General features: G+C 49.9%; 26 protein-coding genes. 23 read left to right on the forward strand and 3 right to left on the reverse strand.

Annotated features, from left to right (window positions below; all coding sequences use genetic code 11):
* Positions 1-50 precede the first annotated feature (50 nt).
* Both NST04_RS07450 and NST04_RS07455 read right to left on the reverse strand, forming a co-directional pair.
* Complete coding sequence (locus NST04_RS07450; protein WP_341183743.1) at positions 51-944, reverse strand: ImmA/IrrE family metallo-endopeptidase; 894 nt, start codon at positions 942-944, stop codon at positions 51-53.
* Positions 945-1,041: 97 nt separating this feature from the next.
* Positions 1,042-1,428: a helix-turn-helix domain-containing protein gene (locus NST04_RS07455; protein ID WP_341183744.1), complete on the reverse strand. Its 387-nt coding sequence runs from the start codon at positions 1,426-1,428 to the stop codon at positions 1,042-1,044.
* 204 nt (positions 1,429-1,632) lie between these two features.
* Here NST04_RS07455 and NST04_RS07460 point away from each other — a divergent pair, with 204 nt between their 5' ends.
* From NST04_RS07460 to NST04_RS07560, 21 genes are all read left to right on the forward strand, one after another.
* The gene (locus NST04_RS07460; protein ID WP_341183745.1) at positions 1,633-2,157 is read left to right on the forward strand and encodes a sigma factor-like helix-turn-helix DNA-binding protein; all 525 of its coding nucleotides are present in this window, start codon (positions 1,633-1,635) and stop codon (positions 2,155-2,157) included.
* A 138-nt stretch (positions 2,158-2,295) separates the two neighbouring features.
* On the forward strand, positions 2,296-2,718 hold the full coding sequence (locus NST04_RS07465; protein WP_341183746.1) for a hypothetical protein: 423 nt from the start codon (positions 2,296-2,298) through the stop codon (positions 2,716-2,718).
* A complete protein-coding gene (locus NST04_RS07470) occupies positions 2,715-2,987 on the forward strand; it encodes a hypothetical protein (RefSeq protein WP_341183747.1) in 273 nt (90 codons plus the stop codon). The genes NST04_RS07465 and NST04_RS07470 overlap by 4 nt, the downstream gene beginning before the upstream one ends.
* A 3-nt stretch (positions 2,988-2,990) precedes the next feature.
* Positions 2,991-4,436, forward strand: a complete 1,446-nt coding sequence (locus NST04_RS07475; RefSeq protein WP_341183748.1) for a phage tail sheath family protein — start codon at positions 2,991-2,993, stop codon at positions 4,434-4,436.
* 14 nt (positions 4,437-4,450) lie between these two features.
* Positions 4,451-4,969 carry a phage major tail tube protein gene (locus NST04_RS07480; RefSeq protein WP_340751518.1) on the forward strand — a complete coding sequence of 173 codons (519 nt, stop codon included), beginning with the start codon at positions 4,451-4,453 and terminating at the stop codon, positions 4,967-4,969.
* A 12-nt stretch (positions 4,970-4,981) separates the two neighbouring features.
* On the forward strand, positions 4,982-5,302 hold the full coding sequence (locus NST04_RS07485; RefSeq protein WP_341183749.1) for a phage tail assembly protein: 321 nt from the start codon (positions 4,982-4,984) through the stop codon (positions 5,300-5,302).
* Between the two features lie 149 nt (positions 5,303-5,451).
* The gene (locus NST04_RS07490) at positions 5,452-8,424 is read left to right on the forward strand and encodes a phage tail tape measure protein (RefSeq protein WP_341183750.1); all 2,973 of its coding nucleotides are present in this window, start codon (positions 5,452-5,454) and stop codon (positions 8,422-8,424) included.
* On the forward strand, positions 8,421-8,621 hold the full coding sequence (locus NST04_RS07495; protein WP_036721798.1) for a tail protein X: 201 nt from the start codon (positions 8,421-8,423) through the stop codon (positions 8,619-8,621). The genes NST04_RS07490 and NST04_RS07495 overlap by 4 nt, the downstream gene beginning before the upstream one ends.
* Positions 8,622-8,626: 5 nt before the next feature.
* On the forward strand, positions 8,627-9,658 hold the full coding sequence (locus NST04_RS07500; protein WP_341183751.1) for a phage late control D family protein: 1,032 nt from the start codon (positions 8,627-8,629) through the stop codon (positions 9,656-9,658).
* Between the two features lie 3 nt (positions 9,659-9,661).
* On the forward strand, positions 9,662-10,075 hold the full coding sequence (locus NST04_RS07505; protein WP_341183752.1) for a phage baseplate assembly protein V: 414 nt from the start codon (positions 9,662-9,664) through the stop codon (positions 10,073-10,075).
* Positions 10,072-10,512, forward strand: coding sequence for a phage tail protein (locus NST04_RS07510; RefSeq protein WP_341183753.1), 441 nt, complete (start codon positions 10,072-10,074; stop codon positions 10,510-10,512). The genes NST04_RS07505 and NST04_RS07510 overlap by 4 nt, the downstream gene beginning before the upstream one ends.
* Positions 10,509-10,838 carry a GPW/gp25 family protein gene (locus NST04_RS07515; protein WP_341183754.1) on the forward strand — a complete coding sequence of 110 codons (330 nt, stop codon included), beginning with the start codon at positions 10,509-10,511 and terminating at the stop codon, positions 10,836-10,838. Before NST04_RS07510 ends, NST04_RS07515 begins: the two co-directional genes overlap by 4 nt.
* A 3-nt stretch (positions 10,839-10,841) precedes the next feature.
* Entirely contained in the window at positions 10,842-11,969 is a 1,128-nt protein-coding gene (locus tag NST04_RS07520) for a baseplate assembly protein (RefSeq protein WP_341183755.1), read from the forward strand.
* Positions 11,962-12,513 (forward strand): phage tail protein I, encoded by a 552-nt coding sequence (locus NST04_RS07525; protein WP_341183756.1) that lies wholly within the window; start codon positions 11,962-11,964, stop codon positions 12,511-12,513. Before NST04_RS07520 ends, NST04_RS07525 begins: the two co-directional genes overlap by 8 nt.
* A gap of 12 nt (positions 12,514-12,525) precedes the next feature.
* Positions 12,526-18,753, forward strand: a complete 6,228-nt coding sequence (locus NST04_RS07530) for a phage tail-collar fiber domain-containing protein (RefSeq protein ID WP_341183757.1) — start codon at positions 12,526-12,528, stop codon at positions 18,751-18,753.
* 76 nt (positions 18,754-18,829) lie between these two features.
* Positions 18,830-19,381 carry a hypothetical protein gene (locus tag NST04_RS07535; protein ID WP_341183758.1) on the forward strand — a complete coding sequence of 184 codons (552 nt, stop codon included), beginning with the start codon at positions 18,830-18,832 and terminating at the stop codon, positions 19,379-19,381.
* The gene (locus tag NST04_RS07540; RefSeq protein ID WP_268748425.1) at positions 19,374-19,484 is read left to right on the forward strand and encodes a CD1375 family protein; all 111 of its coding nucleotides are present in this window, start codon (positions 19,374-19,376) and stop codon (positions 19,482-19,484) included. Before NST04_RS07535 ends, NST04_RS07540 begins: the two co-directional genes overlap by 8 nt.
* A 458-nt stretch (positions 19,485-19,942) precedes the next feature.
* Positions 19,943-20,635, forward strand: a complete 693-nt coding sequence (locus NST04_RS07545; RefSeq protein ID WP_340937748.1) for a phosphoadenylyl-sulfate reductase — start codon at positions 19,943-19,945, stop codon at positions 20,633-20,635.
* 33 nt (positions 20,636-20,668) lie between these two features.
* Complete coding sequence (gene sat / locus NST04_RS07550) at positions 20,669-21,844, forward strand: sulfate adenylyltransferase (protein ID WP_341183759.1); 1,176 nt, start codon at positions 20,669-20,671, stop codon at positions 21,842-21,844.
* Between the two features lie 85 nt (positions 21,845-21,929).
* The gene (gene cwlD / locus NST04_RS07555; protein ID WP_341183760.1) at positions 21,930-22,676 is read left to right on the forward strand and encodes an N-acetylmuramoyl-L-alanine amidase CwlD; all 747 of its coding nucleotides are present in this window, start codon (positions 21,930-21,932) and stop codon (positions 22,674-22,676) included.
* A 96-nt stretch (positions 22,677-22,772) separates the two neighbouring features.
* Entirely contained in the window at positions 22,773-23,882 is a 1,110-nt protein-coding gene (locus NST04_RS07560) for an Mrp/NBP35 family ATP-binding protein (RefSeq protein ID WP_341183761.1), read from the forward strand.
* Between the two features lie 72 nt (positions 23,883-23,954).
* Here NST04_RS07560 and gerD read toward each other — a convergent pair whose 3' ends face one another.
* Positions 23,955-24,662: a spore germination lipoprotein GerD gene (gerD, locus tag NST04_RS07565; protein ID WP_341183762.1), complete on the reverse strand. Its 708-nt coding sequence runs from the start codon at positions 24,660-24,662 to the stop codon at positions 23,955-23,957.
* 127 nt (positions 24,663-24,789) lie between these two features.
* Here gerD and NST04_RS07570 point away from each other — a divergent pair, with 127 nt between their 5' ends.
* Complete coding sequence (locus NST04_RS07570) at positions 24,790-25,380, forward strand: KinB-signaling pathway activation protein (protein WP_341185202.1); 591 nt, start codon at positions 24,790-24,792, stop codon at positions 25,378-25,380.
* A 135-nt stretch (positions 25,381-25,515) separates the two neighbouring features.
* Positions 25,516-26,337, forward strand: coding sequence for a PPK2 family polyphosphate kinase (locus NST04_RS07575; protein WP_341183763.1), 822 nt, complete (start codon positions 25,516-25,518; stop codon positions 26,335-26,337).
* Positions 26,338-26,355 lie beyond the last annotated feature (18 nt).

The raw sequence follows: 26,355 nt of genomic DNA on the forward strand, positions 1-26,355 counted from the left end.
TCAGTGGAAGATTATTACATTTAACCAGGGGAGAAACTGTTTATATCTGCTCACAAAAATCTTCGCACCGTACTCTGATCCGCTTCAAAGATCTGTTCAACATCTCTCATTTGGAGTACAAAGTTTCGTTTGGATGAACCATACCTGTGTACAAGCTGGTGAAGCTGTAAGGTAAGCTGTCCATCGAAGCAGATCAGATCTCCCTTTGCGGCTGGCGCAAGTTCTAAATTCCTCAGGGCATCCAGCTCAATTTCTTGAAATCTCTCCTCTAAAGGAATCCTCCATTCAGTTCGTGTAGATAACGTGTGCTGATCAAGACAGACAATAAGCTGATCGGGGCCATCCAAAGTGCTGTGAGGATCATAATAAGCAAAGACTGCCGGCTGATCCGAAGCTTGGCACCATTCCTCTTCAGCTTGATAAAAGGCATACTGATGCTCTTTTCTCCTCTTAGGCCACATTTCTCCTTCATACTCCCGACGTAAGATTTGATCAAACCGGCTTTTGGCCATATCTATGGGTACACCAAAGAGCTCTGAAATCTGCTGAACTGCAATAGAATATTCATCGGATAAACTGTACGTTCGAAGCATAAAAAAGGGCATGGTGGCATAAAGAACGAATTTCTCAGCATCCTCCTCCTGTGCTTTGATGAAGGGGACAGGCATTACCGTCTGATTGCCGGCGTGTCTCAGGATATGGCATAGCTCATGCAGAAAATTAAACCGCTGCTTCATAGGAGAATCCCGATTATCCAGAAGTATATAACGTACACCTAATGAGGACTCATAAGCACGGCTTGTAATCGACGCATAATTAACAAGCACATCTAACTCTTCTGATAACTTAGGAATTGTGATGTCCTCCGGTTGCAGAATCGAATGGGTTATGTAGAGGTTCTCCACGAAATGCTCCAAATGTGTTTTTGTATAATGAATAAACATATTATACCTCCGAAATAGAATGTATGTTCGTATATATGGATATGCGGAATCAGCCCGTTGGCTGAAACCACGATGTGTTCTACTTTTTAATTGGTGTCTAAGAGTCGGCTTTTTTCTTTTCTTGGTCTTTGATAAATTGCCAGAAGGTTAACATTTCCCGCTTACGCTCATCCGGTGCATCCAGATAATCCTTGAAAAATAGCCCATGCTCCGGATTGTTTAAAAAAGCTTCGAACTCAGACAGCTCAGACATTGGTGAAGCAGAGTCTCCTTCTGTTGATCCATTGGCCAGACGATCCATTTCTTCGGTAGTGATCCCTAAGGCACGGCATACCTTAAGAACATTATCAACAGAAGCTCCTCCGACACCCCGCATTAGAATGGACCTCAGCGTAGTATAAGGAATTCCTGCCTTTTCTGAAAAAGCCTTGGTGTTCAGGCCGGTTTCCTCAATTAATCGCTTTAAGACTTCAGCCCGCTGCACACACAGTCCTCCTCATAATAACCGATATACGCTACTTCGTATTATCTTCTTTTATTTTAGAGAGATTGAAGGGAAAAGTAAATATGCATTTTCGTATTTAAGAGGATGAAATGCTTGACATAATGCGAAATTGAGCATAATATAAATAAAAAATACGAAATTGAGTATTTATTTGCGGAATTTTTATGAGAGAGGGGAATCAACATGAGCATGATTGAGCAGGAGGATAGGATATTACTCCATTCTGATTACGGTCTAAGAATGCTTCCGGAATACCAAAGATCATTAAAAGGTGTAGAACAGTTGTACAAAGGTGCGGACGCGGATGATAAGAAGGTGATCGCCGGAATGGTCAGTGACTGCAAGTATGTGATTGAGTGGCTGAGCAGTGGTCGCCGGCCGGGGAATAAACGGGGAATTGAACGGCGTGCGGGTTACGAGCGGGAAATTCTCTTAGAGCCTATTCGTATGCAAAATTTCACTGGCCGTTTCAAGGCGATCCCTTCAGAGGGCATATCGGAGGATCAGCGCTTTCAACTGGAACATGTTCTCGGGCTGTTAAGCAGAAGGGAGCGGGAGTGTTATATGCTGGCTAACGGTGAAGGATTCTCGCATGTGGCTATTGCTGGAATGCTCATGATTTCGGCAGGCAGCGTAAGTGAATATATCCAGCGTGCGCAAAAAAAGATCAGTTCCGTAATAGACGAATTTGGTTCACTTCTCAGATGAAGCACGCTGCACGAAATATAAATAATGGGTTTGTCTAGTGAAAGCCCCTAATAAATAGAAGGAAGGTTAATCATCATGAATCCGTTACGTGCGACCCGCACGGTTCAGAAATGAGTTCTAAATACAAGGAGGGCGAAAGTGACCATTACGCTGTTACTTATGGCAATCCAGAAATTTCTGCAAAAGGAATTGGCTGATGATACGCAGCCCGTGCCCCCAGTTCTGCTGGGATATCTTCCGCCGAATACAAGCGTAAATCCGGTATCTCCGGTTATTATGCTTCGGCCTGCTGAGGGTGAGGGAGATTCCGGTCACGGGCAAATTCAAATTAAACTTCAGTTTGGAACCCATTCCGAAGATGATACTGGCTTGATTATGCTGCTTAATCTGATGGAGCGGGTACGTATCCTGCTATTGCGCCAACGAGTTCTTGAGCAGAAATTCAGTTTGGAAGCCAATTGGACATGGAAGCTTGACGAAGAGCACCCTTCAGCAGTGTGGAGGGGCGAACTTACAACAACCTGGGCATTGCCCCAAATTCGACAGGAGGTAGTATTGTGAATTCTATTGAAAATAATGACCAACCTCAAACCGGGCAGGAGCCCATACAAATTTATCTGGGTCCTAACTTGCGTGGCGGCCAACTGCTGCAAGCGACCGTATTCCGGTCGGGCATTCCATCTTATTTAACGCCCCTGATGGCTGAACAGCCGGATGTGGCTGAACTGATTGTTCCGGTTGAGGAAATGACCGCAGTGCAGGAGCGAATTCTTCAAGCAGGAACCGCAGAATATACAGTCTATCAAAGGCTTCTAGGAAAGGGGATCTAATCAATGTCATTTAAACATGGTGTAAGCATTATTGAACAATCAACTTCGGTTCTGGCTCCCGCAAAAGCAACAAGCGGTATTCCCTTTGCGGTGGGTACAGCTCCCCTCCATATGGCAACTTCAGCTGTACCTGTTAATACTCCAGTGCTTGTGAATAACTACGCAGAAGCCGTGGCAGCTCTGGGATATAGTGACGACTGGTCAAAATATACGCTGAGCGAGTTAGTGTATTCTCATTTTGCCTTGTACGAAAGAGCCCCCATGATTCTGGTTAATGTGCTTGACCCGGCTATCCACAAAACAACGGTTGCTCCAGCAGCGGTAGTTGTCAGTAACCAGTTGGCAACTTTGCAGGCTGAGGGGGTACTACTGCCTACACTGATTGTTAAATCTTCAGATGGTACTTCTACTTATGTATCCGGTAAGGATTATACAGCTGCTTTTGATCAGAATGGACATGTGTTAGTCACAACGAAGGCTTCTGGTGCAATTGCATCCAGCATTGATCAACTTTCTATTGGATATGACAAGCTGGACCCTGGTGCTGTAGAAGCTGAGGATATCATTGGGGGCGTAACATCTTCCGGTGAATATACCGGTTTTGAGCTGGTTCATCAAGCTTACCCGCGTTTCGGTATCCTTCCGGATCTGCTGCTGGCTCCGGGCTGGTCGCATTTGCCTGCGGTTGGTGCAGTGATGAAGGCGAAAGCCGGGAATATCAATGGGAATTTCAAGGCGATTGCGCTGACGGATATTGATCCATCCTGCTCTTATACAGAGGCCGGTACATGGAAAGCCAACAATAACTACACGGGTGCTCTGCAAGTTGCCGCCTATCCGATGCTGACGCTTGGGGAGAAGAAATATCATTTCTCCACTCAGCTTGCCGGCCTTATTGCCGCGGCGGATGCCGATAATGGAGGTATCCCTTTTGTATCGCCTTCTAATAAGCCTCTACAGGCGGATGGCACTGCACTATCTGACGGGACAAGCCAATTCCTCGGAATTGACCAGGCCAGCTTCCTGAACAGTGCAGGCATTGTAACCGCACTTAATCTGGGAACAAGCGGCTGGAAAAGCTGGGGGAACAACACCGCTGCATATCCAGGCGTAACCGATCCTAAAGACAGCTTTATTCCGGTCCGCCGGATGTTCAACTGGATTGGCAACAGTCTGATTCTGACCTACATGCAGAAGGTGGATGACCCGATGAACAAGCGGCTGGTAGCAGCGGTTACGGATTCCGTTAACATTTGGCTGAATGGCCTCACGGCATCAGGAGCACTGTTGGGCGGACGGGTAGAGTTCAATGAATCCGAGAACCCGGTGACAGATCTGATGGCGGGTAAAATTACATTCCACCTGCATCTTACGCCGCCTGGACCAGCACAGGAAATTTCATTCCTGCTTGAATACGACACAACATACTTGGCTGCGCTGGTAGCGTAGAAGGAGGAGCAATCATGCCAAACAGATCAGAACGGGTTATTGATTATTCGGTGTATTTGAATGCCGTCGATTACTTGGGAACAGCAACCGCGACTTTGCCGGAAATTACTTACCTGGTAGATACCATCAAAGGGGGCGGGATTGCCGGAGAAATGGCGGCGCCTTCTCCAGGGTACACAGGAGCGATGAGTCTGGCGCTTAAATGGCGCACGATCGAGAAGGCGGCAGCCTCTCTGCTGGCACCGAAGGTCCACACGTTGGACCTGCGTGCTTCCATTCAGACGTTTGATACCGCGACAAGTGAATACCGCGAGGTGCCGTTTAAGGTTACCGTCCGGGCGAGACCGCTCGGCCTGACACTCGGTAATCTGGAGACTGGAGCAGCAATGGATACTACCAACAACTTCTCGGTTAACTATCTGAAGGTCACCCTGGATGGTGTCCAGGTACTGGAAATTGATAAGTACAACTATATTCATAAAGTATACGATGTGGATTACCTTGCGGCTACCAAACAGAATCTTGGTCTATAAGGAGAGTGCACGATGGGAACAAAAGAACTGGAGGAGACCGGAGCGGAAGTATACACTTTCGCCCGGCCTGTCAACTTTGAGGGCGATACGTTTGAGAGCCTGAATATTGATTTTGACAAATTAACCGGTGAGGACATCCTTACCTGTGACCGGCAATATCAGATGGAATCTGCCCGTCAATCCGGCGGGGAATTGATTAAGGAGACCAATAAAGCCTATCAGGCTTATATTGTGGCCAAGGCTGCTGGTGTCCATGTGGGGCTGATTAAAGCACTGCCCGCTAAGGATTTCACAAAACTTACCTTACAGGCACAAAGTTTTTTGCTGCTGTAGGCTGCGGAGACGGCGATGGGATCAAAGACATCGCCGTCTCTTTGGCCATGCTTACCCATACTCCAATCCCCTATTTTCTCGACCTGCCTGTCGAGGAACTGGGGGATTGGGCAGAGCGGGTGGCGAGAATTAAAGGAGGGAGGTAACCTATGGCAGGTTCAGGTTCAGGGAGTCCAAGCAGCATCAGTGAGCTTATTGTCCGGCTGAATGTATTGGTGAATCCAAATGTTCCCCGCTCTGTCGAGGAAGTGGAACAGCAAATTAAGGATTTGGAAGACGTGCTTAAAGAGCTGGCTAGGGCGGGCTACTTTGATCAACTGCGCGGAGATGCTGAGGACGCTGGCGACGAAGCCGAACAACTCGGTGACAAACTTAAGACTGCTTTCAAAGAAGTGGATTTCTCCATGCTGACTAAAGCGGTTGAACCGCTAAGAGCGGTATGGACGGCTGTGAATGATTCTGCCGGGGCAATGGCGCAGCTTCAGGCATCAACCGGATTAACCGCCGCTGAAATGAGCGGAATGAAAGAAATCTCCGATAGCCTGTACAGTCAGAATTACGGTAAAAACTTCGAGGATATCGGTGACGCGGTTGGGATGGTAAACCAAGTTCTTGGCCAAACCGGAGATGAACTGGAGACGACTACCCAGAAGGCTATGACGTATCGTGATGTGTTTAAGGGGGATATATCAGACTCAGTACAAGCTGTTGATGCGATGATGCAGAAATTCGGCATTTCTTCAGAACAGGCGTACAATCTGATGGCCCAAGGCGCACAGAAGGGGCTGAATACATCCGGTGGGCTTCTAAGTGCCGTAGAGAAACACAGCGAAGACTTCAAGAAAATGGGATATTCTGCTGACGAGATGTTTGAGTTGTTGAGCTCTGGCATGGACAATGGGGGGGATTCCCTTGAGGGTCTTGCCGGGCTTGTGAAGAAATTCAGTTCAACGGTGAAAGAGGGCTCGGATTCCACAAAGACCGCTGTCTATGAGTTGTTTGCACCTGAGCAGCTGAACCAATTCAGTGCTGCACTTGTAAGCGGCGGAACGAAGTCGAAAGAATTCGGCGAATTGGTGAAAGTGGCCGGAAAGAATGGAGCTGTTGCCCTGGTCAAGGATTTGAAGGCGGGCGGTGATTCGGCGAGCAAGGCCATGCTTCAACTGCGCAAGACAATGGGCAATGGGGATGAAATCTTCAAGGGGCTGGCAGACGGGTCTATGACCGGTAAGGATGCCATGAATCAGGTGATTGCTAAACTAAAAGCAATTAAAGATCCGGTTCATCAAGCGGCCCTTGCCAGCGCTATATTTGGGTCTCAGTTTGAGGAGATAGGCAACAAAGCGGTGTTGTCGCTGGGCCAGACGCGGCATCAGTTTGATATGACCCGGCAGACGATGGATGAAGTGTCTGCGATTAAGGATAATACGCTAACCGAGCAGTTTGCAGCCATAGGGCGGGAGTTGATGTCCGGTCTTGTGGTTCCTTTGGGAGAGAGTGTGATGCCTGCACTTCAGGGGCTGACCAGCTGGGCGTCAGACAACAAAGAAGTGCTGATGGTTATCGGTCTCGCTGTTCCTGCTGCGATGCTGGCCACAAAAACAGTGAAGATTGTTCAGGAGTTCTCCACGATCATTAAGGCGGCCAGCGCGGCCAGTGGAGCGGCTGGAGGATTTGCGGGTGCGCTGGGATTACTGACGAATCCCGTCGGTCTCGCTGTTGCCGGTGTGGGGCTGGTCACAGCCGGTGTCATCGCCTTCAAAAAGCATCAGGAGGATGCGCGCCAGGAGCTTTTGAATATGGGGGATGCGCTGGATGAGTCCTATGCCAATTATGCTGGGATTGAGGAGGCCAGTGCTAGAACCAAGGATCTAATTACTGAACAAGACCGGTTGGATAAGAAAATTAAGGATGCAAATACACCCGCTGCAGAATTGTTAGAAGCTAGAAGAAAGCAGAAGCTAGTCGAGCAGGAACTTATCGATATGAATCCAAATATTTTGTCTGCAGAAGGCTCCAAGAATGATAAGTTCAAAGAACAGATAGGTCTTGTCGGAGATATTGCTAAAGCCAAGGAAGAAATGGGCCGTCGTGAATTAGAACATGATGCACTTACTGCACAAGCGAAATTGCCTGAATTGGAGAATAATTATTCCAAACTGACTCAGGACCTCCAGAAACAAACGGCTTCTTATGAAAAGAACAAGGTGAAGTATAGAGATTATGTTCAACTTCAGGCGGAATACACTGAAATAGAATTAAGCCCTGAAAATGATCAGAAGATAGAGCGTCTTACAGATTTTGCTAAAAAAGCTACTCAAGTCACTGGAAAAGACTATGATTATTTAGGAGGAACACTTCAGTTTGAAGAAGATTTTGGTGAACTAGAGAAATCATTTGATAAAGACAATAAAAAAATTAAGAAAACTCAAAGTGAAATAACCGAAGCTGAAAACAGCTTTATTTCCTACTACAACTCCCAAAAGAAATTGATTGAGCTTGATCTCGGCGGTACCTTGCAAGAGCAAGCGGCCAAGTACAAGGATATGTCTGCTGCTGAACAAGCACAATTTAATCAAGCTATGACTGATATGATAAATCTTAACGCTGAGGTTGATAAACTGCCTGCCGATAAGAGAGTAAACGTACAAATCCTTTGGGAGCAAACCGGACAGGTTCCAAACTGGAAACTTACGGACGAAGAGTGGGGAGAAGTTCACAAGTCCATTAAAACTGATGGTACGCCTAATACGCGTACTAAAGCTGGCCAAAAAGCGAATTATTTGGCGCGACATGATCCGGGTTTTGAGGGGTACGCTGAAGGCGGTATCGCATACGTGCCCTCTATTTTTGGTGAGGCTGGCCCTGAAATCGCTATTCCCTTAAACCGCAAGCCCCGGTCCCGGTCTTTGCTTGAGAAGGCAAATGACTTAATGGGATATAATAATAATTCCGTTAACAATGGGGATATACATGTAACCTGGGCGCCTAGTGTAACCCTTCAAGGGGGCGATAAGTCTGTAGCTGAACAGGTACGGGAGGCTTTAAAGCAGACAGAGGACGGCTTCGAACGCCGGTTCAAGTCGATGCTGCTGCAACAGAGGCGGGTGAGCTTCCAATGATCTATAGAACGGTACAAGGCGATATGTGGGACGGGATTGCTTTTAAAATCTATGGAGATGCCCGTTTCCTGACGCTGCTCTTGAATGCTAATCCGGCACATGCTGCTGTCAGTGTATTCTCAGGCAATATTGTACTGAATGTACCGGAGCTGCCCACAGACATATCCAGTTCACTGCCTCCCTGGCGAAGGGAGTGAAGCACATGGAACTTATGCAGGACGCACGCAGAGCGGTACTGGAGCTGCGCTATAACGGAAAAGATGTTACGCAGGATATCACTAAATCGCTGACAGATTTTCAGTATAATGATGCTGCTTCAGGTTCATTAGATGATCTTACAGTTACACTTGAGGATAGGGAGCGCAATTGGCAGGGGCCTTGGTCACCGGTTGAAGGCGATCAATTGGTTGCTGCGATCCGGACGGTCAACTGGGACAAGCCGGGTGAAATTAAGAAGCTGCCGCTGGGCACCTTTGAGGTAGACAGTATTGATTTTAGCGGTCCTCCCGATACGATCTCTATTAAGGCGGTCTCGCTTCCCGTGACCTCCGAGGTTCGGATGCAGCGCAGCTCGCGCAGCTGGGAGAAAACCAATCTGAAAACAGTAGCTGCTCAAGTGGCCAAACGCGCAAAGCTAAAATTAATCTATGAGGCACAGGACAACCCCTCTTATGACCGGCTGGAGCAGTCGGAGGTGTCGGACTTGGCCTTTTTGCTGAACACAGCTACGCAAGAAGGTATCGCCATTAAAGTATCTTCTGGAAGCCTGGTGCTTTTTGATGAACAGGAATATGAACAAAAAGCAGCGGTGGCAACGATCGTGCGGGGGGAGACTAATGTAACGGATTACAGCTTCGCTTACAATTCGGCCTATGCAGCTTTCCGGGCATGTACTGTGACGTATACTCCCTCTCAGGGCAAAGAGTCCTTAAAGGCCACGTATACGCCTCAAGGCGCGCCTAAGAGCGGTCCCGTGCTTAAGATTAACGAACAGGTCGACTCGCAGGCAGATGCGATGCGGCTGGCCCGTAAAAGGCTCCGGGAAAAGAATAAAGAAGGCGGCAAAGGCACTCTCTCGCTTATGGGAGATCTAAGGATGGCCGCGGGACTAACGATTAATATCAAAGGCTGGAAGCGGTTTGACGGCAAATACATTATTGAATCGGCAAGGCACTCAATTGGAAGCAGCGGATATACAACCAGTCTGGACATTCGTAAAGTATTGGGGTGGTGAAAGGTGATACTTATTGGCAGAGTATCGACAGCTAATCCGGCAGCCGGAAGTGTCAGGGTTACTTTTGCAGACCGTGATGATATGGTTTCCGGCGAGCTGCCGGTGCTGACACCGGGCGGCTGGGGAAAAGGCAATGCAGTACCGTTGCCGGGAGAGCGGGTTGTGTGTGCTTTTTTGAATCATGCGCGTTCCGCCGGGTTCTGTCTGGGAAGTTATTTTGCAGATGACGGTGAACCTTCTGGTACCCAGGATCAGCGGGGGGTATGGTTTGAGGATGGCAGCTATGTCTATTATGACCGTACAGCCCAAACACTTACTGTCAAATCAAGCGGCGGGGTGCGGATCGAGGGAGACTTGACGGTTACCGGCAAGGTGTCTGCCAGCTCAGTTCATGATGGAGGAGGCAGAACCGGATGAGTGATAAGAACGGAAAAGAGCAGAAGCAAGATTACAAAATGAATAAGATTGGCAGTCTGGGGCCGGTAGTGTTTGTCGTTGCGGAGGGTGCGATTCGTACCATAGATGAATTCAAGCGCAGCAGCTCCAGCCGTTGGGCTCAGCACGATATTATCGGCAAGAAGCCCAAGAAAGAATTTCTGGGACCGGGGGCAGACTCCGTTTCATTCTCGGTTCAATTCTCAGCGGCGCTTGGCCTTAATCCGCGCAAAGAGCTGGACAGGCTTACTGAGCTGGACCGTGCCGGCAAGGCGATGCCGTTAATCATAGGACGCAAGAATGTGGGGGTTGGGCTATGGGTCATCAGCAGTTTGTCACAGGATTGGAACAGGCTGGATAGCATTGGCAATGTACTGGATGCACAGGTCACGATCTCACTTGAGGAGTATGTAAAATGATGTATACCGTAGATATGACTCAGCCCACACTGATTGATTTTAGCCCGGCAACGGTAGAAGAGGAAGTTGCTCAGAATATAAGGATGATCCTTGCTACTCCGCTTGGCAGCGCACCATTAGCCCGGGGGATTGGCCTGGACTACTCCATTATTGATGAACCGGCATACATCGCTGAATCCCGCCTGACGGCAGCGATCATTACAGCCATAACGGAGCAGGAGCCACGCGCAATAGTGGCCGATGTTTCTTTTCATAAGAATATAGAAGAGCAGCTTACAGGCAGCTTGGCCGTCGTACTGAAATATAGCCTGGCAGAGGAGGAGTAGGAATTGGAATATGCTGAATTACCGGATATCCGCTTTTTGGAGGAGGATGCAGCAGCCATACAGCAAAATGTCATCACTGTATATGAAGGCCTTGCCGGACGCACTTTACAGCCTGCCGATCCGGTGCGGCTTTTTTTGTCTTCACTCGCAGCGGTGATTATTCAGCAAAAGGTGCTGATCAATCAGACCGCCAAAGGAAATTTGCTGCGGTATGCCTCTGGAACGTTACTAGATCATATGGGGGCTTTTCAAGGATCAAAGCGGTTAGAGGCATCGGCAGCAATCGTTACGCTCCAGTTCGCTTTATCCATTCCGCTGGCTTCAGCGGCCCCGATACCGGCAGGGACACGCGTCGGAGTACAGGGCGGGAAGGGCTCAATTTATTTTACAACCATGGAGTACTTGGAGATTCCCCCGGGAGAGACAGCGGGAACGGTTAAGGCAACATGCTCCGAATCGGGGACAACCGGGAACGGATTCTTGCCTGGGCAGATTAATGTTCCAATGGACCCGCTGCCTTTTGTCCAGGCTGTAACGAATCTGACCATCAGCTCCGGCGGTGCTGCTGCTGAGACAGATGAAGCATTCAAGGAACGCATACGCCATGCGCCGGAATCATATTCAACGGCTGGACCTCAGGGAGCATATGAATTCTGGGCCAAGTCCACATCCTCGGCAATCAAGGATGTTCATGCCTACTCCCCGGCACCCGGGCGTGTTACCGTGGTACCCTTACTCGCAGAAGGGGGAATTCCAGGGGAGGATGTTCTGAATTCAATTGCCGAGACTTTGGAGGACAGGGGAATCCGGCCGCTGACAGATCTGGTAACCGTGAGTGCGCCACAGCCAGTCAGTTATAATACCGCGCTGACCTATTATATTAGCCGTAGCCGGGCTGCTGAGGTTCCGGGTATCCAGACGGCAGTATCGGCAGCCGTTGCTGCTTATCAGCTCTGGCAGCGCTCCAAACTTGGCAGGGATATCAACCCGTCAGAGCTAATATCCCGTATTATGGCTGCCGGGGCGCTGCGGGTCATGGTGACAGAGCCCGTGTATAAAACAATGTCCGCAACCCAAGTGGCGCTATCCGGCACAACGGCACTGACTTATGGGGGGCTGGCAGATGATTAATATCCAGACCTTAAGCCTGAGCGATCTGCTCCCGCCTTCCATTCGTAAGGACCCTGCCATGGCCGCGGCTGCGGCTGCGCTAGATATACATTTGCAAGAGACAAGCACTATGATCGCCGGTCTGAATATTTTCAGCCGGTCAACGGAATGGACGGATGCGGAAACGGATGAGCTGGCCTGGCAATTCAAGCCGCCGTATTATGATCCGGCTCTGCCTGTTGAACAGAAACGGCTGCTGATTCAAAATGCAATTCCTTTTCACAGACACAAAGGGACTGCCGGTGCAGTAGAAGATCTGATCTCCATCCTGTTTGGCCAGGGTGCAGTCGAAGAATGGTGGCAATATGGAGGAGACCCTTATCATTTCCGGGTGGTCACCAACAATGCGGATGTGACTGCTGCACGGGCTCAGGAATTCATTGCCGCTGTCGATGCGGTTAAGAGGTTGTCTGCTGTACTCGATAGCGTCACTATTTCACAAGCAGAGCAGCTGCCTCTTTATATGGGCGGCTTTTTACATTTCGGGGAACATATTCAGATTTAGGGAGGGAATCATGTGGCAGTATTTGGAGGCATGACACTGACCAACAAAGGTCTTGTGCTGCAGGGGAAGGCCCAAGCGGGGGGCAAGTTGAATTATACCCGCATTGCTGTAGGCGACGGTTCACTTACAGGACAGGCTGTTCCGGCGATGAATGGACTGATTTCGCAAAAGATCAGTTTGCCGATTAAACGAATAACTACACAGCCGCCTAATAAGGCGATTATTGGTTCAGTGCTGCGGAACGCGGATGTCTCTACAGGATTCTACTGGCGTGAAGTAGGAGTCTTCGCACAAGACCCGGATGCGGGAGAAATCCTCTACGCCTACGCTAATGCCGGAGTAACCGCGGATTACATTCCGCCAGGCGGCGGATCAGACATCATCGAGAAGACGTTCGATTGTGTCGTAGTGGTAGGCACAGCCGCCAATATTACCGCAGTCATTGATGAGTCGCTTGTTTTTGCGAAAAAATCTGAACTGGACGCAGTGGATGCTGTCAAAGTGGATAAGGTTTCCGGCAAGGGACTGTCTGCTAATGACTACACCACAGCCGAAAAGACTAAACTGGCGGGGATCACTGCGGGAGCAGGCGGGGCCGGTTCTGCCACAGACACGGTTATCGGCAGCCGGACGATATTAGATACTACAGCACCAACAGGAGACAGCGGCACCATTACCAATCTGCTGGGTTGGCTGGCGAACACGGTCAAATCCATTACAGGTAAGTCTTCCTGGCGGACTGCACCGGCCACAACACTGGAGGCTGCTAAGGCGCATGCGGATGATGCTACCCGGCACCTTAACGCTGCGGATAGGGCGGCAATATCCGGGGCTATCCCATCATCGCAAAGGAATGTTGCAAATGGGGTGGCGGCACTAGATAATGCATCGCTGATAGTGGGTCAAGGGGTGAGACTCGGGGGAAGCGAACAGTACATCGAAAAGGTATTCTCGTTCCAAACCGTTAATGGTACCGCTAATCAGAAAATAGACTACAGTTTTGGTCCAGCCGTCATGTCTGGATTTATTGAGGTGACAGTAACTGGGGCTTGGGGTAACGCTTCATCTGAAGGCAGATTGACAAAGCGGATGGACGTTATGGGTAGCACTGCGGGCACCATTAACCGTCAAAGCACACAATATACCGAGGTTTCTGGCGCTATTAGAGGGCAGTTGTCAATCTCAGATGTGTATTGGAAAGACGGTAAATGGATTGTAACAGTGGAAGCAAGAACTAGCGCAGGGAACAACTACACTACCCACGTTAAGCATCACGGACCACTTGGGGCCAAAGATTGGGTGCAGGGTAGCGTCTACACAGGCGCAGCCACTACCTTGCCTTTAGCGATGCAGGTTATCCCAGATGATACAAAAACCAAAAGCGGGCAGCAGGTTGAAACAACTGTAGGTGCTCAAGCTAAGGCAGACGCAGCGCAGGCCGCAGCCATTGCCTATACCGATACAAAGGTAGGCCGGGTAGACCTGACTCAAACCCTTGGGCCGGGCACGTCGGTAGTGATGGCGGACGCTAATGGCTCGGAGCTGGATTTGGTGGTTCAGGGAGTAACGCGGTCGAATCTGATCGGGAAATTAGGAAGCGGGGAAAGCCTCGACGGGTGGTCAGTATCTGGGTCAGGCAGTGTTACATTATCCACCAACCAAAAGCGTTCAGGCTCATCCTCAGTTAAGTTTTCGGCTTCTTCAGCATCATCAAGTTATCTCTTTAAAGATTTTCCATTCTCTTTGGATACAACCAAATATTACATTTTGGCAGCATGGATATTTGTTGAATCCACTTCGGGTTCAAACAGTCCAGAGATTTCTTTGCGTGATGCGGGGGCGTGGACTACTAGATATTCCACATACGGATCTGTTTCAACTCTAGGTACTTGGCAATTCAAATATGTAAAGATCCCAGCGAGCAATAGTCTAGTGGGCACGGGATTTAGGCTATTATTTGGATTAGGAGCAGCATCTGCTGGCGTCTCCTACATTGATGAACTTCGGCTGTATGAGGTATCGGCAGCGGAGTATACAGCCATAGGCACGACAATCACAGGCGATGCTGTTGATGCCTATTGGCCATATGTGGACGGTAAGCAGCATGTTCAGGGTGTTGCAGTGACCAAGAAGGGGAAGAACCTGCTGTCGGGAGCGCCCAACACTCTTCACGCCAATGCAAGAATGAACGGTCCTTATGATATGACGCTGACAGCATCAGCAGCAGACCAAGTCTCAGACATATCTGCAAAGATGAATGTAAAAGGGGGGGAGACGTACACCTTTTCCGCAAGTATTACGGCGAGTTCAGGGGAAGGTCGAGTCCAAATATCTGAATATGCCACAGACGGAAGCCCAATCAAGACCCCTTCAACTATGATTGTGACAGCATTTACTTGGACCACAGACATTAACACTAGCTATATCCTTGTGCGTACACGCAATACTGCCGCCGGGACAATTACTTATAAAAACTGGCAGTTAGAACTTGGCAGCGCGGTTACTCCGTTTACACCAGCGGAGTCGCAGAGCATAATCCTCCCGGTCACGCTCGGGCAGATCGGGGATGTGCGGGACAGTGTATTTAGCGCGGGGAACGACTGGATGTATGTGGAGCGTGTGCGGAAAAATGTTATTCTTGACGGAACTGGGACATGGGGGAGGTTCGGCAATACCGAAAATGGATTCACCTCTATTTATGCAGCATTGCCATCTGGGGCAAATGCAGTAGCGGACAGGGAACGAGTTATTAATTATAAAGGAGAATTACTTAGCCATGCGTACCCCCCAACATCAGGAGGGCAATCATGGTTACCCTCGTCAGTAGGCAGTAATGTATATATCACAGTAAGCAATGTCGATTCTGGCTGGGTTAACGGTATAAGTCCAAATGGGAATGCAATAAAGGGCCTTACAAACGGTTGGAAGGCCACGACCAGCAGTGGTGGAGTCTATACCGCATGGGTGTCTATTCTGGACGGTAGCGCCCCGGCGACAAATACTGAGGCATGGGTCGCAGCTAATAAAGCGCCTGGCTGGATTGCATGGGCTTCTCTGGACTATATGCTGGCACTGGCATCACAGCCAGTTCCAGTGCCAAATGCTGAAGGAAGTATTACCCTGCACCCGGGCGGGAATCAGATCAACGTGGAAACGGGAGTTATCCAGCGAGAAAAAGTAGTGCCGAAGCTGGATAGCGGAAGTTACTATATCATCTCGCAGAGCAGTGGTAGTTACTGGGGAAAAGCAGTTATGAGTTGCCCGACCCAGAAATTTCTCGCCGTATTTAAAGATGCGGAAAACGATACTCAGAACTGGGTGTTTGCGCCGGATGGTCTCGGTGCACTTAATGCACGGACATTACCAGGCAGCTTTGATTCAACAGCAGATTACTATGTCACCTATATAGTCCGTGATAAATACGCCTTGACTGCCAATGTCACAGAAGCCGCTGCGACCTGGCGGACGGGCCTGGGTGGCGTGGTCTGTGAGGTGGTCCAGAGTGTCGCGGAGCTGCGGCAGGATAATGCCCGACAAGATTTCGCGGATGATTATATCGAGGGAAAGGTCGACAATCTAAAGCTGGGGGTGGCGGATGGTACAGTGCTGCCGGACACTATCCAAAAGTATCAGCTTACCGGAAATTCTGGTTTAGGGAAAGGTGGAAATCCCACCGTCAGCCCCAATACATTGCTTGACACGGGTATTTACACACTGACCTTCTCAAGTCCGGATCTTCCGGTGACTGGGTCTACAACATCTGTATTTGTAAAACGGTACAATTCCGCCTATATCATTCAAGAGGCTGATGTGTTTGCAACGATTAACACAATCACGATCATAAGAAAGTTTACAAGAGAAAGCAGGAATAGCGGAAGTAGTTGGTCATCGTGGCGAGAACTGAAAATGAAAGCTTCTCCACTGCCTAACAATATGGATTTGAACACCTTGGTTAGTGAGGGCCAGTTCTACGCGGTTTCAAACGCTTCATCGGCTACTATTACGAATCAGCCCCCCGTCGGAGGGAGCTACTGCTTCAATTTGGACATTAAGACAACAGTGAGTGCTGACGGTACTGGATGCAACCAGACGGTGACTTACTACAGTATGGCAGCGTCAGCGCCAGTAATATTTACTCGTAATTATTACCAAAGTGCATGGACAACTTGGCAGCAGATTGAAACAACAGCAGCGAAAAATGTTGCCGGAGGTTACGCTGGACTAGACAGCTCATCCAATGTATCTGTAGACAACTTACCATTTGGTAGTGTCACAAACATGTTGGGAGACTCTGGTAGGTTTGCTGGGACTAACAGTGACCCCTCAGAAGTCAGCTGTTCTAACACCTTTGCCAATATCAGATTTTTCAGCTCATGGAATGGTACTACTGTTACAGGTGCTGGAAAGTTTTATCATGACAACTCCACAAACGGTGGTGTGAGTGGAGCATTAACCGCTGATGTTAGCAGCTTGCTATTAGCTATGTACGGTGGAACCACAGTGAGATATGGTACTGAGTTCCATATAGCAACTTATACAATGGGTAGTGGTACTCAAAATCCTAGCGGGGTCGTTCCTGGTGCATACCTGATGACGGTTAACGCCAGCTTCCCCGCTGCGGGTGTCGGTAAGAACTTTACAGTATCCTTCTGGATTAGGGTAAAGTCAGGAACCAAGGTAGCTATCAACAAGGAAAGCAGGTTAAAAAAGAATGGGATAGCTCAATCCACCCACCTACAAGTAACGCCTTCTGATGGCTGGATGCATGTTGAAACCCTGATTAGCGGAGGTACTGGCTATTCTAATGGTGCGCCGAGTATCTACGCGACCCCAGGAGATGTTGTCCAGATTGCCCTTCCTGTTGTGGTAGCTGGGGGAATAGGAGTGGGGGTACACACCAGTCCTGTAATGGGTGCTACCCTTGGCTTTGTACCATTACCAGCCAACTCATACACAGCAAGTGATGTGCTTTCCAAATTGATCACAGTAGACGGCGCGGGAAGCGGTCTTGATGCTGATCTTCACGCAGGCAAAACCTTGGCTGAAGTGGTTCAGGGTTCGTTGTCCTACCTTGGCACCATCGCAGGCAGCTCGCCTAATTTCACTGGCACCGCAACTCCACCAATTGCGGCGCTTGCACCTGGGCAGCGGCTGTCCTTTAAGGCGTTAACATCCACCTCCGGCCCGATTACGCTCAATGTCAACGGCCTGGGAGCTAAGTCCATCAAAAAGCCAAATGGTAATAACCCTCCGTTGGTGCAGGGCGGGGTGTATACAGTGGTGTACGATGGAACGGCTTTTATCTTACAGGGTGAAGGGGGTGAGTATGGAACAGCGGGAGCGGCGGACGTCTTAGCGGGTAAAACATTCGGGACTGAAAATGGACTTGTTAATGGAGAAATCCCATTAAGAGGAGGCGAGAATTACCCCGGATGGCGAGAGGCAACGGTGGAAATACCGTCTGGGGTTGGTCGGATACACTTGGCTATTCCAAAGGGAGCGTACTTGACAGGAACATCAGATCAGGGCGGACTAGTTGGTGTATACAAGGATGATCCAGGATTTAACCCTGCTTACTTTAGAGCTGATGTTAATATGTTTGGACTTCAAGGGGCGATGCCAGTTATTACCGATGGGGCTGATCCCGCGCAGGGCGTAGGCAAGTGGGGGGACGGAGCTCTTGCCGTATATCCGCGTGAAGGGTACCGCAAAGGAGGGGCAGGAGCAGGTGAGATTAAGGTCACGCCTGCGCAGCTTCAGTCAGCAGACCCTGCATTTATTCCAGCCAATATAAAAGCGGGAGTAAGCATTTATGGAATAACAGGGAACTTTTCACCGACTCCTGTCGCGTTTAATCATAACACTGGAGCTGTTGCCCCATCTTCTGTGTCGGGATATGCTATTGAATGGATTATTTCCATAGCAGCTCCGGCAGGAAAAACTTTAGCTGCCGTAAGCACGGGACTTTCGTCAAGCTCATCCAGTTATGTAACATCCTCCAATGTTGATAATTTTAGAGTACACACATCCGCTTCCTGGTCTTATACAGGAGGAGGACTCAGCTCTACGATTGCCATAGGAGGAGGAACCGTAACTTCGTTCTTACAGTACATGAACTACCAATCGTCTACAGGCGCATTATCCTTCCGATTTACAGTACTTGCTGGAGGATTGTTAGGCGGTACTCTACAGTGGATAGGTTCAGGAGTGAACTTAACTACTTCCTACGTCCTGGTTTAAATCAATGGCAATTGCCCTCGGATCCCCGGGGGCTATTCTTATGATTCTTTTGAAATAGAATAGGAGGATATATATTATGCAAATCAGCATGAAAATCTACTATGACAAAGCAACCGGCAATGTAATCCACAACACCGGCGAGTACGTCGGCCGAGGCTATGTTGAGACCACGGAAGACCAGGACTTCGCCAGCATCAAGGAGCTGGCGAAGCGCGTCCGGGAGACGGTCGGCGTGGTTAAGCTGCAATACGGCCAGTACTCCCGGGAGTTTGCGCAGTGCGACAGCTACAGGGTGGACCCGGAGACAGGTGAATTATTATTTACGTATCTTAACGAGCCGAACCCATTGGAAGGACGAATGGCTGCTGTGGAGGCTGGAGCGGTGGACACCACGAAGCAGCTTGAAGATGCACTATCACGGCTGAACGAGACTGAGGCGCAGCTGATGGATACACAGGTTGCATTGGCAGAGAGCTATGAGGAGCTTCAGGCTGCAAAGGTTGAACTGCAAGTCACCAAACAGGAAACGGTTGATGCCCAGGTCGCAATCACTGAGTTGTACGAGCTGGTAATGGCCGGGCAGCAGCCGGAATCGCCCGTAGAGGGAGGTGTTACAGACAATGGCTAAGATATATGCAAACCTGATCAATAAGGGGATCAAGATGTTGGTACAGGTGCCTGAGAGCATTCGCGCCGATGTGGCCGCTCTGTTGGAGAGAGAAAATAAATAAGTCATAGCGTCCATTAGGTGGGCGTTTTTATTTTGCCCCTGAACTTGCATCAGGTGGCTATATCCAGTGGTCTTCTTATTCCTCTAGAACATATTGAGAATTCTCAGTTAAAAGTCCCGAGGAAGACAGTAAGAATATTTATGTTATAACTTTTTCGTTCAATGAGGATGGAAAAGTAAAATCAATAGGGTTAAGCGATGCCTTTGCTAAACAAATCTTTGAATGAAATATTTAAGTTTCGAAATATTGCAACGGCCTCTCCAGAAATGGAGGGGTCTTTTTTTTGACTTAAACCAAGTTAATCTTGATCAGGGTTAAATTCCACTCCATACTTTATTCCAAATTGAACAAAACCCATTGACTTCGCCGGATAAACGGATATACTATATCTTATAGAATTAGTCGGGATTAACCTCGTAGGTTTCGATCTTGACGATATCCGGATGGAGGAAACTAAGATGAACCTGCTCGAGAAAGAGGATTTAATCAAAGTGAAAGCGGAAGAGCTGGAGCATGCGGCTCCGGAGGAGATTATCCGCTGGGCTGTGGAGACCTTTCCTAATATAACCTTTGCCTGCAGCTTCGGGGCTGAGGATGTGGTGCTGGTGGATATGATTCAGAAGGTGAGTCCCTCGACAGATGTGTTCTATTTAGATACGGATTATCATTTCAAGGAAACCTATGAGACTAGAGATATTATGGCTGACAAGTACGGGATGGAATTCGTCCGGGTGTCTCCGCAGATTACGGTGGAGGAGCAGGCCTTGCAGTATGGGGAGGCGCTATGGAATACTGACCCTAACCAGTGCTGTGCGATCCGCAAGGTGGAACCGTTGACCCGTATTCTCTCACAATACGACGCTTGGATTACCGGGATTCGCCGGGACCAGGCCCCTACCCGGGCCAATGCGAAGAAGATAGAATATGATAATAAGTTCGGGCTGGTCAAGTTCAATCCGATTGCCAACTGGACTACGGAGGATGTGTGGAATTATATCCGCGAGAATGATGTAGTGTACAATCCGCTGCATGACCGCAATTTTCCGAGTATCGGCTGTGAGCAATGCACCCGGGCTGTTATGCCTGGTGAAGATCCGCGTGCAGGAAGATGGTCCGGTTCGGACAAGACAGAATGCGGATTGCATAAATAAGATAATAGCATTGCACAGGAGGAGAGAACAGGGATGACTTCAATACTTCCTCACGGAGGAACGCTGATCCGGCGCATCGCAGACGGAGAAGAGAGAGAAAAACTGCTGAAGCAAGCTTCATCACATCAATCGATTGCCCTTAATACTTGGACCTTATCGGATTTGGATTTAATTGGGGTAGGCGCCTTCTCGCCGCTCACCGGATTCCTGAACGAAGAGGATTATCACTCGGTAGTAAGCAATATGCGGCTGGCTAACGGTACGGTATGGAGTATACCGGTTACACTGGCTGTCGGTGACGAGCTTGCAGCAACTCTTAAGACAGGCGACAGGGTTTCTCTAATCGGTGAAGATGACGGTGTTATCTACGGTCTGCTGGATATTGAGAGTATTTATACGGTCGATCAGCAGGTTGAAGCGCATAATGTGTTCAAAACAACCGACCCCGCACATCCCGGAGTCAGCAAGCTGCTGTCCCGGCCGGCGACCTATGTAGGCGGACCCATAACGGTACTGAACCGCCCGCAGCCGGAGAAATTTGCTGAATTCTATTTTGACCCCGCCGAGACCCGCCGGATCTTCGCAGAAAAGGGCTGGAGAACGGTTGTAGGCTTCCAGACGCGTAACCCGGTACATCGAGCCCATGAATATATCCAGAAATGCGCTATGGAGGTCGTAGACGCTCTGTTCCTCAATCCCCTGGTAGGGGAGACCAAGTCGGATGATGTTCCGGCCAACGTGCGGATGAAGAGTTACCTGGCTTTGCTGGAGAATTATTATCCGGAGAACCGCACTTTCCTTGGCGTCTTCCCGGCAGCGATGCGTTATGCAGGACCGCGTGAAGCCATTTTCCATGCCATGGTGCGTAAGAATTACGGCTGTACACACTTCATTGTCGGGCGTGATCATGCAGGTGTGGGAGACTACTACGGTACGTATGAAGCGCAGGAGATCTTTGCTAACTTCACCGCCGAGGAACTTGGGATTACGCCGCTATTCTTCGAGCACAGCTTCTTCTGTGTGAAGTGCGGCAATATGGCCTCCAGCAAAACCTGTCCGCATCCGGCTGAGCAGCATTTGACGCTTTCGGGTACGAAGGTACGGGCGCTGCTGCGTGACGGCCAGTGTCCGCCTCCAGAGTTCACCCGCCCGGAAGTGGCGCAGATCCTGATTGAAGGCATGTCACCGGAAGCCGCTGTGAAGTCCTAAACGAATAGGGAGCATAGCCAGTACTATTTGGCCCTCTTGTCCCATATAGATGAGTAGAATCTATCGGGACGAGGGGGTCTTTGTTATGTCTGGAGGGCAGAAGCATAAAGTCTCGGTCTGGATCTCTTGGCGCGGCATCAAAAAAAGTATCCTGGGCGCAGTACTGCTCACTATAATGATCGGAATCATCGCCTACGACATGCCGACTGCGAGGACGGTCAATTATTGGAGCCTGCCGCTCTCCGGCAAGGTGATTGCCATTGATGCAGGTCACGGGGGGCCGGACGGGGGAGCAGTAAGCCGCTCAGGCCTGATTGAGAAGGATATCAATCTCTCTGTGTCTCTGTACTTGCGCGACTATCTGCAGCAGACTGGGGCAATTGTGGTGATGACCCGTGAGGGGGATTACGATCTGGCCAGTGACAATACCAAAGGGTACGCCAGGCGCAAGACGGAGGATCTGAAGCAGCGGGTGCGGAGCATTGAAGAGAAGGGAGCCGACCTGTTTGTCAGTGTACATATGAACAGTATTCCCTCCAACCGCTGGAGCGGGGCGCAGACCTTCTATTATCCAAGCAACGAGGGGAATAAGGCCTTGGCCGGGCTGGTACAGGATGAGCTGAGAGCTACACTTGAGAATACAGACCGCGTGGCGAAGACAGCGAATACCATTTATTTGTTAAAAGTGTTAAAAATGCCGTCCGTGCTTGTTGAGGTAGGCTTCCTGTCACATCCTCAGGAGTCCTTGCTCCTAGGGGATGATCTGTACCAGCGGAAGGTGGCAACCAGCATCTACAGGGGCATCCTGCGGTACAGCTCCGAGCAGCCATAGCGGCGTAGGGTGGGACTACTCTTCCCTCCGGGGGTAATGCTATAATGGGTACAAATACCGGGGCTTACCGCCGGATAGGAACAGAGGTGCTTTTCCATGCAGACCAGGGAACAAATTCAGGAACTTTTACAGCCGCTTACAGACCCGGAATCCGGAAAAAGCCTGATCGAACTACAGTTAATCCGCGATATCATGATCAAGGAGGACCGTATTTCGTTATCCATCGTATGTCTGGATTCGGATGAGAAGAAGCGGATGGAGCTGGAGCAGCAGGTGCGCGACCTGCTTACAGAGGGCGGAGGAGAACAGATTCATATCCGCCTGCGTGATGCCACCGACTATGAACGGGCTACGCTTCGCGGAGAAGGCGGCGGGGACGAGCCGGATTCAGATCAAGAGGGGAAGCTCAAAGGACACGCAGCGGGTCTTGAGGGGCATGAGCTGATCAATGAGAATTCAGGGGTGAAATTCATTGCAATCGCCAGCGGCAAGGGCGGAGTCGGGAAATCAACCGTAACCGTGAATCTGGCTGTGGCGCTGGCCCGCAAGGGTAAGAGAGTTGGCCTGATTGATGCAGATATTTACGGCTTCAGTATCCCGGACATGATGGGCATTGAAGAAGGGCCGATCGTGGAAGAAGGAACGATTATCCCGGTAGAGCGCTTCGGTGTGAAGGTCATGTCGATGGGCTTCTTCATAAGGGAGAATAGTCCAGTCATCTGGAGAGGACCAATGCTTGGCAAAATGCTGCGCCAGTTCTTCAGTGATGTCGGCTGGGGGGAATTGGATTACCTGCTGCTGGATTTGCCTCCAGGTACGGGCGATGTGGCCCTTGATGTCCACCAGATGCTGCCGCACAGCAAGGAGATCATTGTCACTACCCCTCATGCTACGGCTGCCTTTGTGGCGGCGAGAGCGGGCTCTATGGCTCTGCAGACCGAGCATGAGATTCTTGGCGTCATTGAGAATATGGCGTATTACGAATGCTCCTCCTGCGGCAAAAAGGATTACATCTTCGGCAGAGGCGGCGGAGCCCGTCTGGCAGAGACACTGCATACAGAGCTGCTGGCTCAGGTACCGCTGGGTGCCCCGGACAACCATATCTCCGAGCCCGACTTCTCACCGTCAGTATATAAGGCGGATACGGCTACCGGAGTATTGTTCGCAGACATTGCAGACAAGCTGATTGCCAAGTACGAGCAATAATCACCCGTTAGCTTTACCATGCACGTAAACAAATAAGGCCATGTCCCTTCACGGGGCATGGCCTTATTGCGGTTAAGAGCCCGAACCGGAATCGTCTCCGCCTTCCTGCTTCTGGCTGTCACCGCCCTGCTTGTCCTCGCCGCCGCCGCTTTCGCCTTTACCACCATCCTTTTTCTCAACCTTAGGCTGCAATTCATCCTGGACCACAGATTTGAGAAGCGTAAGGACCTCCATACGGAATAGCGGGTTCTGCATGGCTTCCTGCATAATGGTCATGGACTGCTTGCGGTAATCCGGTGTCTTCGTAAGATCGAGGAACATTTTCGTCATTTCGGGCGACTTCATAATTTCGCCAACCGACTTCTGATAAGTGGGGTCCTTGATCAATTGAAGATGAAGTTCTTTGCTCTCTTTATTAATCGCTTTGGCAAAATCCCCGGCAAATTGCGGGTCAGTCATAATCTTTTCGATTTCCTTCTGATACTCGGGTGCGGTGAGGGTATCCTTAACAGCGATCCGAATCTGTTCCGTCGTTTGCATAGGCATCATCTTCATGCTTAAGCCGCTGGCGGCGCTGCTCCCCTCTGAGCTTGGAGTAGACAAGGCCTCCTCTACAGCCTTTTTCCCTTCATCGCTTTTTAATATATCGACAACCATCGTCTTCATTTCCTTATATCCGCCTTGTCCCGAAGAAGAACTGCTCTGTTCGCCCCCGCAGGCCGTCAAGGTGATCAACAAGCCAAGTGCCAAGCCTCCAGACCAGATAGCCCTCCATTTCATTGGCGCTGCCCTCCTTTATAGAATTACTGCTTGTAGTATGCCGCGCGAGGGAACATTTATGTTGAAGCGGAATGGTTTTTTGACGGTAACCTTGGTAAAATAAATCTGACACGGGGAGGTGAAAGCGCTGAGCTTGAGAAAATGGTTTTATTTGTTTTGGACCACGCTTTTGATCGGTGCAGGCGGGGCTGTCATTGCTGGACTTGCTCTGCAGATAGGGAATGGCGGTATAGAGTTTAAAGGCACTGCCGATCTTCTCCTGTACTCCCTGATTCTTTTGGGCTACGGAGTGCTTGTAAGCGTATACGCCCAGCTCGGATTTTTTGCGTATCTGATCCTCAACTATACGGGCATCGGGGTGTTCCCGCGTAAGGCGTGGCGCTACATACAACTGGTGCTAGCTGTGCTGGCACTGTTTGAGCTGATGTTCCTGCGCACCTTTGTCGGCGGAGACCAGAGCGCCCGGACGGATGTGACGCTAGGCATAGCGATTCTGTTTACTGCTCTAATTGTATCTTGGCTCAAAATGCGCAGCACGAACGCGTCAGCCTGGGTCCCGACCTTTTTCTTCATGACAGCCATCACTATAGTGGAGATTATCGGTGTGCTGCGGATCGGCGTGGACAGCGCCACCATCTTTATTCTTGTACCGCTTGTCGCCTGTAATGCCTTCCAGATTCTGATGCTGCACCGTGTACTGAAGCCGGCCTCTATCTGACCATAGCAATCATGCTCAAAACCCCGCCCCTCTGTATACAACCAGGGAGACGGGGTTTTGGCATTGCCTACCCGGGAGCGGTTAGAATGAAGATGAAGAGGTTAATCTTAAAGAACAGAGTGGAGGAGGGAATATATGAACATCAAGCGCTATATGATAAAAGACACAAGTGAAACACGCCTGAAGGACCTCGATCCTGATGAACGGGGAGACTTCAAATCCAAAGAAGAAGCCGAAGCCAAAATGGAGAAGCTGAAGGAACGGCTGGTTAAGCTGCAGGATATCCTTTTTGCTCAGAAAAAGCATTCGCTGCTGGTTATTCTTCAAGGAATGGATTCAAGCGGTAAGGACGGCACCGTCAAACACATATTCTCCGGCGTCAATCCGCAAGGGTTCATCGTAACCAGCTTCAAGAAGCCCTCACTGGAGGAGGAAGCCCACGATTTCCTGTGGAGAGTCCATATGAAGACCCCGCCCAAAGGCTATATCGCCGCCTTCAACCGTTCGCATTATGAGGATGTGCTGGTGCCCCGCGTGCATGGCAGTCTTAGCAAGGAGGATGCCAAGCGGCGGTTCCGCTACATCCGCCAGTTCGAGGAAATGCTGGCGGAAGAGGGAACGACGGTCATTAAGCTCTTTCTGCATATCTCCAAGGAGAAGCAGCTGGAGAAGATTAAGGAGCGGCTTGAAGATCCGGCGAAGCACTGGAAATTCGATGCCAGTGATCTGCAGGAACGTGAATACTGGGACGATTATCAAAAGGCGTACGAGGATGTTTTTCAGGAAAGCAGTATAGATAAGGCTCCGTGGTACTGGATTCCGGCGAATCACCGCTGGTACCGCAACTATCTGGCCCTCAAGATTGTAGTCAAAACGCTGGAGGGGCTTGACCTGAGCTACCCGAAGCTGAATACACCGACGCCGGATATCTCACAGCTGATCTCACCGCGCCACTGATGCCATGCACAGGTAAGG

Source organism: Paenibacillus sp. FSL H7-0756, from assembly GCF_038006765.1.
GTDB lineage: Bacteria > Bacillota > Bacilli > Paenibacillales > Paenibacillaceae > Paenibacillus_AQ.